This is a genomic window from Halovalidus salilacus, assembly GCF_031852275.1.
GTDB lineage: Archaea > Halobacteriota > Halobacteria > Halobacteriales > Natrialbaceae > Halovalidus > Halovalidus salilacus.
The window spans coordinates 1362079-1376869 of sequence record NZ_CP134700.1; the positions used below are offsets into that span (position 1 = coordinate 1362079).

A 14791-nucleotide genomic window follows, 5' to 3' on the forward strand; every position below is an offset into this window, starting at 1 on the left:
TCGGGAGCGTTAAGTGCGGTGGGTTCGACCTCACGTTCACATGAGTACGGGGGTTACGATCTCGTCGATCTCCACCTACGCGATCTTAGGCTGTGGGAGCGTCGGGTACGCGGTCGCGGAGGAACTCGTCGAGCAGGGGAAGGACGTTCTCATCATCGATCGCGACGAGAGCCGCGTCGAGTCCCTGCGCGACCAGGACATGGACGCTCGCACCGCCGACATCTCCGACCCCGGAACCGCCGACCTCGTGGCCGACCGGGACGTCGTCCTCATCCTCGCCTCCGCCGTCGAAGCGAACAAGCTGGCCGTCGAACACATCCGCGAGCGAAACGACAACCAGTTCGTCGTCGCGCGCGCGAGCGACCCCGTCTCCGGCGACGAACTCGAGGAGCTCGGCGCGGACGTGGTCATCAACCCCTCCGCCGTCATCGCCGACTCGGCCCTGCGCGCCCTCGAGTCGGGCGAACTCGAGTACAACGCCGGAAAGCTCGCCGGGATCGTCGAGGAGACCGCCGAACGACTGGCGATCGTCACCCAGGATAGCCCCGACCCGGACTCGATCGCGAGCGCAGCCGCGCTGCAGGCGATCGCGAGCCACCTCGGGATCGAGTCGGACATCCTCTACCTCGGCGACGTCGGTCACCAGGAGAACCGCGCGTTCGTCAACCTGCTGGGGATCGACCTGATCCAGTGGGACGACGTCGAGGACCGATCGATCTACGACACCGTCGCGCTCGTCGACCACGGCACTTCCGAGGCGGTCGACGTGGACGTCGACATCGTCATCGACCACCAGGAGCCGGAGACGGAGTACGAACCCGAGTTCGTCGACATCCGCCCGAACATGTCCTCGACGTCGACGATCATGACGAAGTACATCCAGGAGTTCGACATGAACGTCTCCGAGGAGGTCGCGACCGCCCTCCTCTACGGCATTCGCGCCGAGACGCTGGACTTCAAGCGCGACACGACCCCCGCCGACCTCACCGCCGCTGCGTACCTCTACCCCTTCGCGAACCACGACACCTTGGAGCAGGTCGAGTCGCCGTCGATGTCCCCCGAGACGCTCGACGTACTCGCCGAGGCGATCGCCAACCGCGACGTCCAGGGCAGCCACCTCGTCTCCAACGCGGGCATCGTCCGCGACCGCGAGGCGCTCACCCAGGCGGCGAGCCACCTGCTCGACCTCGAGGGCGTGACCACCACGGCCGTCTTCGGCATCGCCGACGAGACGATCTTCCTCGCCGCGCGCTCGAAGGACATCCGGATCAACATCGGCAAGGTGCTCGCCGACGCCTACGCCGAGATCGGCGAGACCGCGGGCCACTCCACCCAGGCCAGCGCGGAGATTCCGCTCGGCATCTTCACCGGCATCGAGATCTCCAACGACACGCGGGACACGCTGCTCGACCTGACCGAGGAGGCGGTGAAACGGACGCTGTTCGACGCGATGGGCGTCGAGGGCGGAGAAGGATCGAACGGAAGCTGATTCTCGAGGTACTCGACTCGGTCGCTCGCGCGTCGGCGGACGAAACGAGAAGACGGGTTCGGTTCGCGAGCGGGAACCGGTCGCCTCAGGCGACGATCTCCTCTTCTTCCTCGTCGGGTTCGCGAACGCGCTCGACGACGTCGTTGATGAGGATCACGTCGCCGACGGCTCGCACCCAGCGGTAGGGAACGATGACGCCCTTCCCGGAGGCGACTTCTTCCTTGAAGAGTTCGGGATTCAGACTGCCGACGGCGAGGCCGGTGACGGCTTCGCCCTGGAGGTTCAGCCGGAGGTCTTCGACTTCGCCGACGAACACGCCGTTGTTCGAGTACACCTCCCGGCCGACCAAGGAGGTAATTTCGTGCGGAATGTCGTCCATACTGGGGTGCATGTGAGGCTGGCTCTTAATAGTTTGTTAGACGTTGGCCCCGAGAACGAAGCCCCCGTTTCCCTCCCTCGCTCGGCCCGACGGTGGCGGGTGATCGACGCGGACGGGTTCCTCGGCGAGGCGGCGAAGATCGTCGAGGGGGTCTTCGGCGCTCAGAAGACATCGGCGAACCGTTCGAGCAGTCGAGGCCAACTGTATCCGAACATTTCATGCTTTCTGAATGTCATTACTGTGTCCCACCGGCTCGCCGGCGGCGTGGTCACCGGTTTCGCCCGTGACAACCCTTCTTTGTAGGAAATACTCGTCTATGCTCGATGAAAGGGGCGCGAGCCAGCTATTCCGAGATACCCTCCGTCCGCTCACCCCTCCGCCGTCGAGTCCACCGGAGCACGTACGCGGTAACGATCCCGTATACGATCACAACTCCTGCGGGTGGCGACAACGACGTCTGTCCCGCTCCGATCGTCGTCCACCCGATAAGCCACGCGATGACGATTACCGCGAACGTCACGACCGCGACCACGTCCAGTGGTCTATATGTTCTCATTGCTACTTGGAAGGTTTCGGTTTGAGGTATTAGAATCCTATCAAGTCTTCGCCTTGCTCCACCGTCGACCGAAAGGGTACTTAAACGGGAGTAACAATTATGCCGAATGCGCAGCCGGTGGGTCGTCCGCGTGGGAATTGACTCTATGGGTCTCGAGCGCGTACCCTTCGGTGCCGGCGTGCCTCTGACAACCGGCGTGCCGTGCGGGCCGGTGCGCTCGGGCCGGCCCGGTGTCGGCGGACCGTTCTGGCCCCGTCGGATCACCCTCGAGGGTGCCAGTCCACCGTCGACCGCCATCGTCGACGACGCAGGACCTACCGCCCTCGCACCGTCACGACTCGGAGCGTCACAGGATCTCCTCGAGCGCCGAGTGATCCGTCAGCAGCGACTCCATCAGGTCGACGGTCCGCTCGTCCTGGGTGCGCCCGCTGCGCACGACGTCCTCGGCCCGGTCGACCGTCGTGAGCGTGTCGGTCCGAACCGAGAGGATGGGGACGCCCTTCTTCGCCGCCCGCCCGACGATCGCGCTCGAGGGGCGGTGGCCGCCCGTGAGGATCAGACAGCGGACGCCCGGCGCCTCGAGCGCGGCCGACTGGATCTCGGCGCGGTCGCCGCCGGTGATGACGGCGGCGTTCTTCGTCCGCCGGAAGTGGCGCAGGGCGCTGTCGGCGCCCATCGCGCCCACGGAGAACCGCTCGACGTACGAATCCAGTCCCTCCTCGACGAGGAGTTGCCCGCCGAGTTCGTCCGCGAGGTCCGCGACCGTCACGCCCGAGAGCATCCGTTCGCTCGGGAGAACGCCGCGCACCGGAACGCCCCGGTCCTCGAGGAACGGCACCACGTCGGTCTCGAGTTCGTCGTAGACCGCGTCGGCGACGTCGTTGAAGAGGACGCCGTCGAGCCGGTCGCCGAGTTTTCGGGCCGCCGCGAGGACGTCGTCGACGTCGCCGGGGACCTCGTACGGGGCGATCAAGAGGACCCGCGCCTCGAGCAGTTCCGCGACGTCCGCGTCCGTCAGTTCGATGATGCCCCCGACGTCGATGCGCCCGCCGCCCTCGACGAACATCCGATCGCGGTCGGCGGCGAGCGTCTCGTAGGCTTCGCGAACGCGTCCGCGAAGCTCCGCGGGTCGTTCGCGCCCGCGGATCGCCTGCTCGACGAACGTCGGCGAGTAGACGATCGGCTCGAGGTCGTGCATCGCCGCGTCGAGGCCGAGCAGGTCGCGGGCGAGCATCGGGTCCTCGTCCAGGGTCTTGCCGACGTTGCTCTCGAGTCTGGTGCCTTTGGGTTTCATGTAGCCCACGTCGGCGTCCTCCCGGTCGCGCGCCAGTCTGGCGAGCGCGAGCGTCACGGCGGTCTTGCCGGTGCTCTCCTCGAGCGAGGCGACGAGGAGCGCGTCCGCGTCGGCCTCGACGTCGGTCGTCGCGCTCGAGTCCGTTCGGGTGTCGGGGTCGGAAGTCGATTCGGGGTCTGCGGTGGCGTCGGTCCGTTCGTCGGGTTCGGTGTCTGTGTCGGTCATAGTTCCTCCGTGTCGACGGTGAGTCTGAGGTCGATCGCCCGCGCGCCGTCGGGTCCCGCCACGAGCGGGTTGACGTCGAGTTCGAGGATCGCCGGGAAGTCCGTCACGAGCTGGGAGAGCCGCTGGATCGTCTCGACGACCGCGTCGACGTCGGCGGGTTCCCGCCCGCGGGCGCCGCGCAGCAGCGGCGCCGCCTGGATCTCGTCGACCATCGCCCGCCCCTCGTTCTCGCCGATCGGGGCGACGCGAACCGACGTGTCCTCCAGGATCTCGACGAAGATGCCGCCGAGGCCGAACAGCAACAGCGGGCCGAACTGCGGGTCGCGGTTCACGCCGACGATCGTCTCGGTCGACTCCTCGAGGTCGAGCAGTTCCTGCACCTGCACGCCGAGGATCGTCGCGTTCGGCTGGTAGCTTCGCGCCCTGCTGACGAGGTCCTCGTAGGCGTCGTAGACGTCCTCGTCGGCGACGCCGACCTTGACCCCGCCGATGTCGGACTTGTGGCTGATGTCGGGGCTGACGATCTTCATCACGACGTCGCCCTCGATCCCTTCCGCGACCTCGCGGGCGTCGGCCGGGTCGTCGACGACCTCGCCCGCCGGCGTCGGAATGCCGTAGGCCTCGAGGAGGTCCATCGATTCGATCCCGAGCCGGTTGTCGGGCCGGCGTTCGGCGCGGGCGAGGATCTCGCGGGCGCGCTCGCGGTCGACGTCGAACGTCTCGGGTTCCTCGACGGCGCGCTCGCGGATCTCCCGGTAGCGCGCCAGCGCGTCGAGGCCGGAGACGGCACGCGAGGGGTCGAAGTAGTTGGGGATGCCGAACTCCCGAAGAATCTCCTCGGCGGCCCGCGCACGCGCGCCGCCCATGAGGCTCGTGACGACGGGCGTGTCGTGTTTCTCGCGCTTCTCGATCACCGTCTCGGCGAGTTCGTCGTAGGAGAGCACCGCCGTGGGCGCGGCGACCACGACCGCGCTCCCGACGTTGTCGTCGCCCAGCGCGAGGTCGAGCGCCTCGCCGAACCGCTCGACGTCGGCGTCGCCGATGGCGTCGATCGGGTTGTAGATGTTCGCCTCCGCGGGCATCGACTCCTCGAGCGCCTCGAGCGTTTCGTCGGTGAACGAGGCCATCTCGAGGCTCGAGTCGCCGATGGCGTCGGTCGTCAGCACGCCCGGGCCGCCGGCGTTCGTGACGACCGCCACGCCGTCGGAGTCCGGCTCGGGGAGCCCCGACAGCGCGCGGGCGTAGTCGAACAGCTCCTGGACCGATTGCGCCCGGAGGACGCCCGCCTGCTCGAGGCCCGCCTCGTAGGCCCGCTCGCTGCCGGCGATCGCCCCGGTGTGGGAGGAGGCGGCCTGGGCGCCGGCGCTCGTGCGTCCCGACTTGACCACGACGATCGGCGTCTCGTCGCTCACCTCCCGGGCGACCCGGACGAACTCGTCGCCCTCGTCGATCGACTCGAGGTAGCCGATGACGACGTCGGTGTCCGGATCGTCGCCCCAGTGGCGGACGAAGTCCGTCTCGTCGAGCACCGACTTGTTCCCCAGCGAGACGACGTCCCGGAAGCCGATCCCTTGCTCGTTCGCCCAGTCGAGGACGGCCGTGATGAACGCCCCCGACTGGCTCATGAAGGAGATCGACCCTTCGCGCGCGTTCTCCGGGCCGAACGTCGCGTTCAGCCCGACGGGCGTGCTCATCGCGCCGAGGCTGTTCGGACCGACGACGTTCAGCCCGTGCGCCTCGGCCAGCTCCCTGAGTTCGCGCTCCCGTCGGGCGCCCTCCTCGCCGGTTTCCGAGAAGCCGGCGGTGATGACGACGACGTTTTTCGTCCCCGCCTCGGCGATCTCCGAGAGCGCGTCGAGGACGGCCGGGGGCGGAACGACGACCACCGCCAGGTCGAACGGCGGGGCGCTCTCGACGTCCGGGTAACACTCGAGCCCCAGCACCGACTCCCGGTTGGGGTTGATCGGGATCACCTCGCCGGCGAAGTCCGCCCGGAGGTTCTCGAGGATCGCCCGGCCGACTGCGCCTTCGCGGTCGGTGGCACCGACGACGGCGACGGCGTCTGGTGCGAAGAGCTCCGATAACCTTCCCATCGACGGAACGTTGGCCGCGGAGTCTGATAAACGTGGGCGGGGAATCCACAGGGCCGGGAATCGGCGCGTCGGACGTGATCGCTCAGTGCGTCGAGAGCGCGGTCGCCGAGCGACCCGAGACGAGGATCGAGACGGCGACCGCGAGCAGGTAACAGGCGATCGCGACGACGACGATCGAGCCGCCGGTGGGGAGCCCGCCGGCGATCCCGATGGCGAAGCCGCCGACGATCGCCACCTGCCCGAACAGGATCGAGCAGAACAACGTCTCGCGAAAGCTGTGGGCGATCTGCGTCGCGGCCGCGACGGGAATAACGAGCATCGCGGCGACGAGGATGACGCCGAGGATCTGCATCGCGCCGACGACGACGACGGCCGTCATGACGATCAGCAGGGTGTTGTACCAGGTGACGTTGAGCCGCGCGACGCGGGCGGCTTGCTCGTCGAACGTGATGAACAGGAGTTGCTTGTACGTGGCGACGACGACGGCGACGACGAGGACGGCGAGCACCGCGACCAGCCGCGCGCCGCCGGGCGTGACGACGGAGATACTTCCGAACAGGTAGTCTTCGACGTTGATTCCGGTCATTCCGCGGCCGTAGCTGATGACGAGCGTCCCGACGGCGAAGCTGCCGGTCAGCATGATCGCGATCGGTACGTCGCCGTAGGTGTCGGTGTGCTCGGTCAGCCACTGGACGGCGAGCGCGCCGCAGACGGCGACGACCAGCGCCGCGAGTAACAGGGAGACGGCGAAGTCGGTCGTGGCGCTGAACAGCAGACCGATAGCGACCCCGGCGAAGGCCGTGTGGGCGAGGGTCTCGCCGATCAGGGCCATCTCGCGGTGGACGAGGTAGGTGCCGACCAGCGGCGCGACGATCCCGATCAGGATCCCCGTCGCGAACGAGCGCCACATGAAGGGGTGTCTGAAGACGTTCGTACCCAGGACGTGATCCAGCAGTCGGCCGGCGATGCGGTACTGCTCGTACAGCGCCCCCGCGTAGGCGTAGTCCTGCAGGTAATCGAGGACGAGAAACGCGATCATGGCCGCTGCGAGCAGCCCCGTCGCGGCGATTCCGATCCGTTCCAGCAGCAGTCTCGTCTCGCGGTGCATCGTCTCAGTGGTGGTGGTGGACGACCTGTCCCGTCGCCCCGTAGGCTTCGGTCAGCGCGTCGCTCTCGACGAACGACTCCGTGTCGCCGTGGTGGTACAGTTCCGTGTTGATACAGGCGATCCGGTTCGCGCGGTCCGTGACGACGCCGATGTCGTGCTCGATCAGGATGATCGTGATCCCGTCGGCGTTGAGCGACTCGAGCAACTGGTAGAAGGCGTCTCGCGATTCCGCGTCGACGCCGACGGTCGGCTCGTCGAGCGCAAGCAGGTCGGCCTCGGAGGCCAGCGCTCGCGCGATGTAGGCTCGCTGTCGCTGGCCGCCAGAGAGCTGGTTGACCTGCCGATCGGCCAATCCCTCGATGCCGACCGTCTCGAGGGCGTCGGCGACGATCTCGCGATCCTCCTCGCGGATCCGTCCGTGACCGACGTGGGCGAATCGGCCCATCGTGACGGCCTCGCGGACGGTGACCGGCATCGTCCCGCCGCGGCTGGTCGCCTGCTGGGAGACGTAGCCGATCCGCTCGCCCTCGTCGAACGACTCGACGGGCTCGTCGAAGAGTTCGATTCGGCCGCTATCGGGACTGAGAAGGCCGAGCATGAGGTGCAGGAGCGTCGTCTTCCCGGAGCCGTTGGGGCCGATGAGCCCGAGGAAGTCGCCCTCCTCGACGGTCAGGGAGACGTCGCGGACCGCGGGCTGGTCGCCGTAGGCGAACGTCACGTTATCGAGGTCGACGACGGTCACTGTGCGTCTAGTGCGTTTCTGAACGCGGGGATGTTTATCTCTTCCATTTGCTCGCGGTACCCCCAGCCCTTTTCCTCCCACGAGGCGAGCGTCCCCGAGGCGGTCGCGAGGGGCATCGCATCGGTCGCGTCGCTGTCGTCGAGGATCGTCTCGACGAGGCGCGGATACTGGTCTTCGGGGGCATCGAACGCGTCGTAGAGGATCGTCTCGATTCCGTTCTCGTCGATGTGCTCGATGGTCTCCGAAATTTCTCCCTGACTCGGCTCCTCGTTGGGCGAGACGCCGACCGGGGTGTGCAGGTCGAATCCGTACCGCTCCTCGAGGTAGGAGAAGGAATCGTGGCCGGCGAGGACGGCGGTCTGGCGATCCGCGTCGGCGACGAGCGCCTCGAACTGTTCGTCGACGTCGTCGAGAACGCCGGCGTACTCGTCCGCGCGGTCCCGGAACGTCTCCTCCTCGTCGGGGTGCACCTCGGCGAGTCCGTCGGCGATGTTCGCGACGATGTCCGTGGCCAGCACGGGATCGAGCCAGGCGTGGGGATCGAACGAGGATCGATCGTGCTCGTGATCGTGTCCCTCCCCTTCGTGCTCGTCGCCGTGGTCGTCTTCGCCCTCTTCGTGGTCGTCTTCGCCCTCTTCGTGGTCGTGCTCGCCATCCTCCTGGTCGTGCCCGCTCTCCTCGTCGTCCCACTCGAGTAACCGATCGTCGAGTCCCTCGAAGCCGTCGACGACGACGACGTCGTCGTAGTCCTCCTCGAGCGTCGATACGATGTCCTGGGCCCACGAGAACTCGGGTGTGTCGAAGTAGACGAAAACGCCGGCGTCGGCGACCTTGCGGGTGAGATCTCCCGGTGGACTCCAGCCGTGGCCAGATTCACCGGTCCCCACCGGATTCCGGAACTCCATGGTCTCACCACTGACCTGGTCGGCCCAGTCCCACAGGCTAAAGAGGGCGGCGTATCCCTCGTCGTACTCCCGGTCAGCGGAATCGAAACCACCGAGACAGCCGGCGAACGTACTCGCGACGAGGAGGCTTCCACCAGCCCCCAGCAGCGACCGCCGTGTTCGAGTCATACCCGAACGTACGCCCTCCCGGATAAAAAAGTTGTTATCTGCTCGCAAGCAATTATTAACTCAAGGCAGGTATAGCGCTCCCCGTTAATAACCGCGGTGAGACGTGACTCCCCACAGCGAAAGCCGTACCAAACGAACGCGCGCGAACCGGCACACCTACTCGAGCGAGACCGTCACCCGGACGCCGTCGCGACGACGGTACGTCGTCGGTTCGCCGACGTTCGTCCCGGGGACGATCTCGAAGACGTCGAAGCGGATCACCAGACGGCCCGACCCGATCGTCGCCCGGAGGATGGGGCCGCAGCTGGTCACGACGACGTACGGCGGGGCGGCAACCGGCGGCGCCGAGAGGTCGTGACCCGTCGCCTCGACGGCACTCGCGAGCACGCTCGAGAGGTCCTCGAGTACGCCCGCCGACTCGAGCGCCGTCCGGAGGGGATCGACGACCTCCTCGCGGCGGGTCGTCCGGTCGCCGTCCCAGCAGCCCGCGATCGCGTCCGCGCAGGCGTCGATCGCGCGTAGTACCGCCGCGTGTTCGTTCTGGATCCGCTGTCGCGCGTCACGAACGGGGTGCGACACGGTCCGGAATCCCCCGGCGGTTCACATAGGCTTCACGACTCGCGGCCGACGGATCGGGGCCGAGGGAGGCGAATCGACCCGCTTCCGACGGACGATCACCGATCGTTCGGATCGACGGGCTCGATCACGAGGGCCGCGGCGAGACCGTCGCTCACCGGTCTTCGTCCGAACGCACCGTCCCGACGCCGACCGATCCGATCGGTCCCGCCGCCCGTCGCAGGTACTCCTTCCACGCCGGTTCGCGTCGCAACTCGAGTTGCCGCCGGAGCCGTCGGTTCTCCCGCTCCAACTCCCGGTTTCGCTCCTCGAGCCGGTCGGTTCTGTCCTCGAGGCGGTAGCGTCGGGTTCGCTGGGCGCCCAGGTCGTTGCGGAGCAGATCCCGCTCGCGCTCGAGTCGCTCGGCTCGCCGGTCGAGGTCCTCGATTCGCTCGCGCAGGTCCCCGGCGGCGAGCGTCGAGGGAGCCCCGCCTCCCGACGGCGTCTGCCGTCCCTCCCCCGACTCCTCGAGGTGGAGGTGGTTCCCGTACGTCGCGTTGACGACGCCGCCGACCAGGAGGACCAGACCGCCGAAGTAGAGCCAGGTCAACAAGAGCAGGATGGCGCCGATCGCCCCCGAAGACTCGGACGACCCCGCGAGGGCGACGTATACCTGAAATAGCGGCTGAAGGGCCGCCCAACCGACGGCCGCGACGACGGTCCCGGGGATCACCTCGCGGACCGTCAGGTCCGCGTCCGGGAAGAAGTAGAACATGGGGAGGAAGGCGACGGTGAGCCCGCCGAGGAGCACGAGCGGATTCAGCAGGCCGATCAGCGTGCTGCTCGGGAGCAACGCGAAGAGTGCGGTCGCGCCGCCCGCGGCGACCAGCGCAGCCAGGATGGCGACGAAAACGACGAGTCCGTCGCGGAGCGAGTCGACGAACGAGTTCTCCGCGGTCGTCTCGTAGATTTCCGAGAACGCGGTGTCGAGGCCCCGGAAGATCTTCAGCGACCCCCACAGCAGCGTGACGAGCCCGATGAGCGAGGCGCCGATCGATCCCGACGGCGCCTGGCCCTCGATGGACTCCTCGAGCACGTCCTGGCCGGCGTTCGGGAGCATCCCCTCGGTCGCCCGCGAGACCTCGTTCGCCAGCCCCTCGTCGCCGACGACCGCGACGAGGAAGAAGACGAGGACGAGCAGCGGAATGAGGGAGACGAACGCCTGGTAGGCGATGCTCGAGGCCATGAACGTGACGTTCTTCTCCTGGATCCCGGAGAGGACCTCCTTCGCGAAAGCGGTGACGTTGCTACCGTCCGGAGTCATGGGCGTGAAAGGCGTCGCAGAAGGTTAGGCGGCGGGCTTGCACCTTCTCAGTGACCCGCGTTCGGGTCGTCCGCTACGATCGCGACCCGCCCGATCGGTCTCGGTCACTTCGCCTTGGTCTCGGTCGCATCGCGTTGATCTCGGTCGCGTTGCGTTGGTCTCGGTCACGCCGCGTCGGCGTCCGCGAGGAACGCCTCGAGGGCCTCGCGGTCCGGGAGGGCGGACATCGCCCCGGCGTCGGTCGTCGTGAGCGCCGCCACTGCGTTTGCTCGCGAGAGGGCGCCCTCGAGCCCGCGTCCCGACCGCAACGAGGCGATCGCACCCGCGAGGAAGGCGTCCCCCGCGCCGGTGGTGTCGACGACGTCGACGTCGTAGCCGGGGTGTTCGACGGCCGTCGGTTCCGCTCGGTCGCCCCAGGGCGAGTCGCTCCCCGCGACCGCGACGGCCCCTTCGCCCCCGCGCGTGAGGAAGATGGTGTGCGGTCCGTCGTCGGCGCCGATCGCCGCTCGAGCGGCCGATTCGGGGTCGGAACCCGGGAACCCGAGCGCCTCGAGTTCTTCGACGGTCGCCTTGCAGACGTCGACGTGGACGAGCGCCTCGCGGACGACGCGCGCGAAGGTCTCGTCGTCCGGCCACAGTTCCGGTCTGGCGTTCGGGTCGAACGAGACGGTGCTGCCCGCCTCCGAGGCTCGTTCGAGCAAGTCGAGCGTCGCCGCCCGCGACGAACCGCTCGCGAGGGCGACGCCGCCGGCGTGGACCCACTCGAGGGCCTCGAGCACGTCGTCGTCGATCGTTCCCGGTTCGAGTCTCGTATCCGCCGTCCCGTCGCGGTAGAAGGAGAACGTCCGTTCCCCCGTCTCGTCGTGGGTGACGAACGCCAGCGTCGTCTTCGCGTCGGAGTCGCGCTCGACGAACCGATCGGGGAGGCCGACCGAGTCGAGCACCCCCTCGAGGTAGCGTCCGAACGGATCGTCGCCCACGCGGGTCCAGAACAGCGGCGGCCGCTCGAGGAGCGAGAGGCCCGCGGCGACGTTCGCGGGGGCGCCCCCGGGTCGGCGCTCGAACCCCTCCACGTCGGAGAGGGGGCCGGGCCGTTCCGGGATGAAGTCGATCAACGTCTCGCCGGCGACGAGCACCTCCTGGTCCATACCTCGAGCCTGGACGCGAACGGCGGTAGTACCTTCGGCCTGGTTCTCAGCATCCCCGGATCAGCGGAGTCGTCGACGAGGGGAAACGGGCCCACGTCACCGTCGCCGCCGTGGCTCGCGACCGCGAAGCGGTGCCGCTGACCGAACCGGACGGTTCTGAGCGAGCGACCTCGTTTGTACCCTCGACCTGGCACTCGGTGCGCGAGATTGGGGCAATCGCGCGTACGCACGGAGCGAAAGCTCGTGGAGCGGAAGCGAAGAACGAGAGAGCGACCGGAAATGGAACGGGCTCGGGATCCGCGACTAGAGGACGATGCTCTTCTTCCGCATCATCGCGTGGATCGAGGCGTCGAGGCCCTCGCGGCCGATGCCGGAGTCCTTGTTGCCGCCGAACGGCACGTCGCCGAGGCCGTGGCTCGGGGCGCCGTTGATGCGGACCGCGCCGGCGTCGACGCGCTCTGCGACGTCCATCGCGCGGTCGTAGTCGCTCGTGAAGACCGCCGCGTCGAGGGCGAGGTCCGAACCGTTGGCGATCTCGAGGGCCTCCTCGCGATCCGAGAAGGGGGCGACAACGGCGACGGGGCCGAACTGCTCCTCCTCGAGGATGCGGGCGTCGTGGGGGACGTTCGCGAGCAGCGTCGGCTCGAAGAACTGGTCGGCGAGTTCGTCGGGGACGCCCTCCGGAGCGCGACGCTCGCCGCCGCGGACGAGGTCGGCGCCCTTCTCGATCGCGTCCTCGACCAGTTCCTCGACCCAGTCGGCCTGATCGACGCTGATGAGCGGGCCGAAGGCGGTGTCCTCGTCGAAGAGGTCGCCGGCCGTCCAGGCGTCCATCTGGCCGTCGATCAGGTCGACGAGGTCGTCGTGGACCTCCTCCTGGACGAGCACGCGGGAGATGGCCGAGCAGCGCTGGCCGGCGTACTTGAACGAGCCCTTGGCGCAGTTACCCGCGACGTCGGTCAGGTCGGCGTCCTCGAAGACGATCGCGGGCGCGTTGCCACCCAGTTCCATGTGGAGGTTGACCATCCCGCTCTCGCGGGCCACGTGCTTGCCGGCGCCCGAGGAACCGGTCATGGCGATGGCGTTGATCCGGTCGTCGCCGGCGAGGAGGTCGCCGATATCGCTCGCCTCGCCGGGGAGGAAGTGGAACGCACCCTCCGGGATCCCCTCGACCTCGGCGATCACGTCGGCGAGGATCGCCGCCGAAATCGGCGTCTTGCTCGCGGGTTTGAGGAGGACGCTGTTACCCGCGGCGAGTGCAGGCGCAACCTGTAACGCCGTCGTGGCTAACGGGTAATTGTACGGCGTGATGCAGAGCACCGCACCGATGGGCTCGTTCTTCACGACGGCGTGCCACCCCTCGTGGCCCGCCGTCGACCCCTCGCGGAACTGTCCCTTGCTGACGATGTTTCGCGCCTCCTCGGCGGCGCGATCGAAGCGTTCGGCGGCCTGGCCGACCTCGCCGCGCGCCGACGAGATGGGTTTGCCAGCCTCGCGGACGATGACCTCCGCGAGTTCCTCCTCGCGCGCCCGCAATTCCTCTGCAATCTCCTCGCACCAGGCGGCGCGCTCGACGACGGACGTCCGACGCATCCGGGGTTTGACCTCGTGGGCGGCCGCGAGCGCCGACCGGACTTCCTCGGGCCCAGCCGCCGCGATGCTCGCGAACGTTCCGCCGTCGGCCAGGTCCAATACCTCGATCGACCGGTCGGTGTCCACCCACTCCCCGTCCACGTAGATCCGTTCTCTCCGCTGTGCTGCTCTGGTTGCCATGCGTCCCCCTACGTCGCCCACACTCAAAATATTTACTCAAAGATGGAAAAATAGTGCACACTCATTCTGCCGTATACGCGAGCGTCGAACCGGTGAGGTACCCGTCATGTACGGGGTGGTTTTAGGACTACCGAAAACAATCCTTCCCGATTTGGGAAAAATTGTTCCTCCATGGAAAACGTTTAAGAGGGTCGACGACGAACGACTACTCGAGATGAGCACTCAAAAGACCGTCCGACAGTCGGCGGACAGCGTCGAGGAGAACGAACTTCGCCTCGAGAAGGAGAAGGCGGAGCAGATCATCGACGCGCTGAACACGGAGCTGGCGAACGCGTACGTGCTGTACCACCAGCTCAAGAAGCACCACTGGGTGGTCGAGGGCTCGAACTTCCTCGACTACCACCGGTTCTTCGAGGAGGCGTACGAACACGCCGAGGAGGGCGCTGACGAGATCGCCGAGCGCGCGCAGGCGCTGGGCGGCGTTCCCGTCTCGGGCCCGTCGAACCTCGAGGAGCGAGCGACCGTCGAGTTCGAGGGCGAGGACGTCTACGACGTCCGCACCATGTTCGAGAACGATCTCGAGATCTACGGCGACATCATCGAGTCGATGCGCGACAGCATCGAACTCGCCTCGAACCTCGGCGACTACGCCACCGAGGAGATCCTCCGAGAGATCCTCGTCGACGTCGAGGAGGACGCCCACCACATCGAACACTACCTCGAGGACGACACGCTGGTGCGCGAAGAAGCGCTCAACTGATCGACGAGACGAACCGACGCCGACGAACCGACCCATCGACGTCGGACGATCGCCGCGACGCCGAATCGTGACGACTTTTCTCCGCGATCGAACCCGATCCGCGAGCGCCGACGCTCCGCGAAGGTCGACGCCGACGAAGCGATGACCTCCGTAGCGGGTGCCGCAAACGCGATACCGCTAACGCGAGGTGGTACCGCAGCGACGGGCGCCGAAACCGCGTCCACGAGCGGACTCGTCGCTCGCGAGCCGTCGGAAGCCAGAGGTGGAGAGAG

At 67.6% G+C, this 14791-nt stretch carries 13 protein-coding genes; 3 read left to right on the plus strand and 10 right to left on the minus strand.

The genetic code is table 11. From position 1 onward, the window contains the following. The first annotated feature begins 40 nt into the window (after window positions 1–40). On the plus strand, window positions 41–1489 hold the full coding sequence (locus RJT68_RS06750) for a DHH family phosphoesterase (protein ID WP_407039603.1): 1449 nt from the start codon (window positions 41–43) through the stop codon (window positions 1487–1489). An 85-nt stretch (window positions 1490–1574) separates the two neighbouring features. Here the strand turns inward: RJT68_RS06750 and RJT68_RS06755 are convergent, their stop codons facing one another. Then, window positions 1575–1868, minus strand: a complete 294-nt coding sequence (locus tag RJT68_RS06755; protein ID WP_407039604.1) for a PRC-barrel domain-containing protein — start codon at window positions 1866–1868, stop codon at window positions 1575–1577. Window positions 1869–1967: 99 nt separating this feature from the next. Here RJT68_RS06755 and RJT68_RS06760 point away from each other — a divergent pair, with 99 nt between their 5' ends. Beyond that, a complete protein-coding gene (locus RJT68_RS06760; protein WP_407039605.1) occupies window positions 1968–2171 on the plus strand; it encodes a hypothetical protein in 204 nt (67 codons plus the stop codon). Between the two features lie 599 nt (window positions 2172–2770). Here RJT68_RS06760 and RJT68_RS06765 read toward each other — a convergent pair. From RJT68_RS06765 to RJT68_RS06805, 9 genes are all read right to left on the minus strand, one after another. Beyond that, window positions 2771–3943 carry a phosphotransacetylase family protein gene (locus tag RJT68_RS06765; RefSeq protein ID WP_407039606.1) on the minus strand — a complete coding sequence of 391 codons (1173 nt, stop codon included), beginning with the start codon at window positions 3941–3943 and terminating at the stop codon, window positions 2771–2773. Next, entirely contained in the window at window positions 3940–6036 is a 2097-nt protein-coding gene (locus tag RJT68_RS06770; protein WP_407039607.1) for an acetate--CoA ligase family protein, read from the minus strand. Before RJT68_RS06770 ends, RJT68_RS06765 begins: the two co-directional genes overlap by 4 nt. An 82-nt stretch (window positions 6037–6118) precedes the next feature. Then, window positions 6119–7144: a metal ABC transporter permease gene (locus tag RJT68_RS06775; RefSeq protein WP_407039608.1), complete on the minus strand. Its 1026-nt coding sequence runs from the start codon at window positions 7142–7144 to the stop codon at window positions 6119–6121. Window positions 7145–7148: 4 nt separating this feature from the next. Next, window positions 7149–7886, minus strand: a complete 738-nt coding sequence (locus RJT68_RS06780; RefSeq protein WP_407039609.1) for a metal ABC transporter ATP-binding protein — start codon at window positions 7884–7886, stop codon at window positions 7149–7151. After that, window positions 7883–8959, minus strand: coding sequence for a metal ABC transporter substrate-binding protein (locus RJT68_RS06785; RefSeq protein WP_407039610.1), 1077 nt, complete (start codon window positions 8957–8959; stop codon window positions 7883–7885). Before RJT68_RS06785 ends, RJT68_RS06780 begins: the two co-directional genes overlap by 4 nt. Window positions 8960–9115: 156 nt before the next feature. Then, a complete protein-coding gene (locus tag RJT68_RS06790) occupies window positions 9116–9538 on the minus strand; it encodes a hypothetical protein (protein WP_407039611.1) in 423 nt (140 codons plus the stop codon). Window positions 9539–9689: 151 nt separating this feature from the next. Continuing rightward, the gene (locus tag RJT68_RS06795; protein WP_407039612.1) at window positions 9690–10838 is read right to left on the minus strand and encodes a YihY/virulence factor BrkB family protein; all 1149 of its coding nucleotides are present in this window, start codon (window positions 10836–10838) and stop codon (window positions 9690–9692) included. 164 nt (window positions 10839–11002) lie between these two features. After that, window positions 11003–11986 (minus strand): carbohydrate kinase family protein, encoded by a 984-nt coding sequence (locus RJT68_RS06800; RefSeq protein ID WP_407039613.1) that lies wholly within the window; start codon window positions 11984–11986, stop codon window positions 11003–11005. Window positions 11987–12289: 303 nt separating this feature from the next. Then, a complete protein-coding gene (locus tag RJT68_RS06805) occupies window positions 12290–13759 on the minus strand; it encodes an aldehyde dehydrogenase family protein (protein ID WP_407039614.1) in 1470 nt (489 codons plus the stop codon). Window positions 13760–13973: 214 nt separating this feature from the next. Between RJT68_RS06805 and dpsA the strand changes: the two genes are divergently transcribed. Beyond that, entirely contained in the window at window positions 13974–14519 is a 546-nt protein-coding gene (gene dpsA / locus RJT68_RS06810) for a DNA starvation/stationary phase protection protein DpsA (RefSeq protein ID WP_407039615.1), read from the plus strand. Window positions 14520–14791 lie beyond the last annotated feature (272 nt).

Bases quoted from the DNA above. Each gene is read 5' to 3' on its own strand.
- RJT68_RS06805 (WP_407039614.1), bottom strand. From the start codon at position 13,759: ATGGCAACCAGAGCAGCACAGCGGAGAGAACGGATCTACGTGGACGGG.
- RJT68_RS06750 (WP_407039603.1), top strand. From the start codon at position 41: ATGAGTACGGGGGTTACGATCTCGTCGATCTCCACCTACGCGATCTTA.
- RJT68_RS06800 (WP_407039613.1), bottom strand. From the start codon at position 11,986: ATGGACCAGGAGGTGCTCGTCGCCGGCGAGACGTTGATCGACTTCATC.
- RJT68_RS06775 (WP_407039608.1), bottom strand. From the start codon at position 7,144: ATGCACCGCGAGACGAGACTGCTGCTGGAACGGATCGGAATCGCCGCG.
- RJT68_RS06765 (WP_407039606.1), bottom strand. From the start codon at position 3,943: ATGACCGACACAGACACCGAACCCGACGAACGGACCGACGCCACCGCA.
- RJT68_RS06770 (WP_407039607.1), bottom strand. From the start codon at position 6,036: ATGGGAAGGTTATCGGAGCTCTTCGCACCAGACGCCGTCGCCGTCGTC.
- RJT68_RS06785 (WP_407039610.1), bottom strand. From the start codon at position 8,959: ATGACTCGAACACGGCGGTCGCTGCTGGGGGCTGGTGGAAGCCTCCTC.
- dpsA (WP_407039615.1), top strand. From the start codon at position 13,974: ATGAGCACTCAAAAGACCGTCCGACAGTCGGCGGACAGCGTCGAGGAG.
- RJT68_RS06755 (WP_407039604.1), bottom strand. From the start codon at position 1,868: ATGGACGACATTCCGCACGAAATTACCTCCTTGGTCGGCCGGGAGGTG.
- RJT68_RS06795 (WP_407039612.1), bottom strand. From the start codon at position 10,838: ATGACTCCGGACGGTAGCAACGTCACCGCTTTCGCGAAGGAGGTCCTC.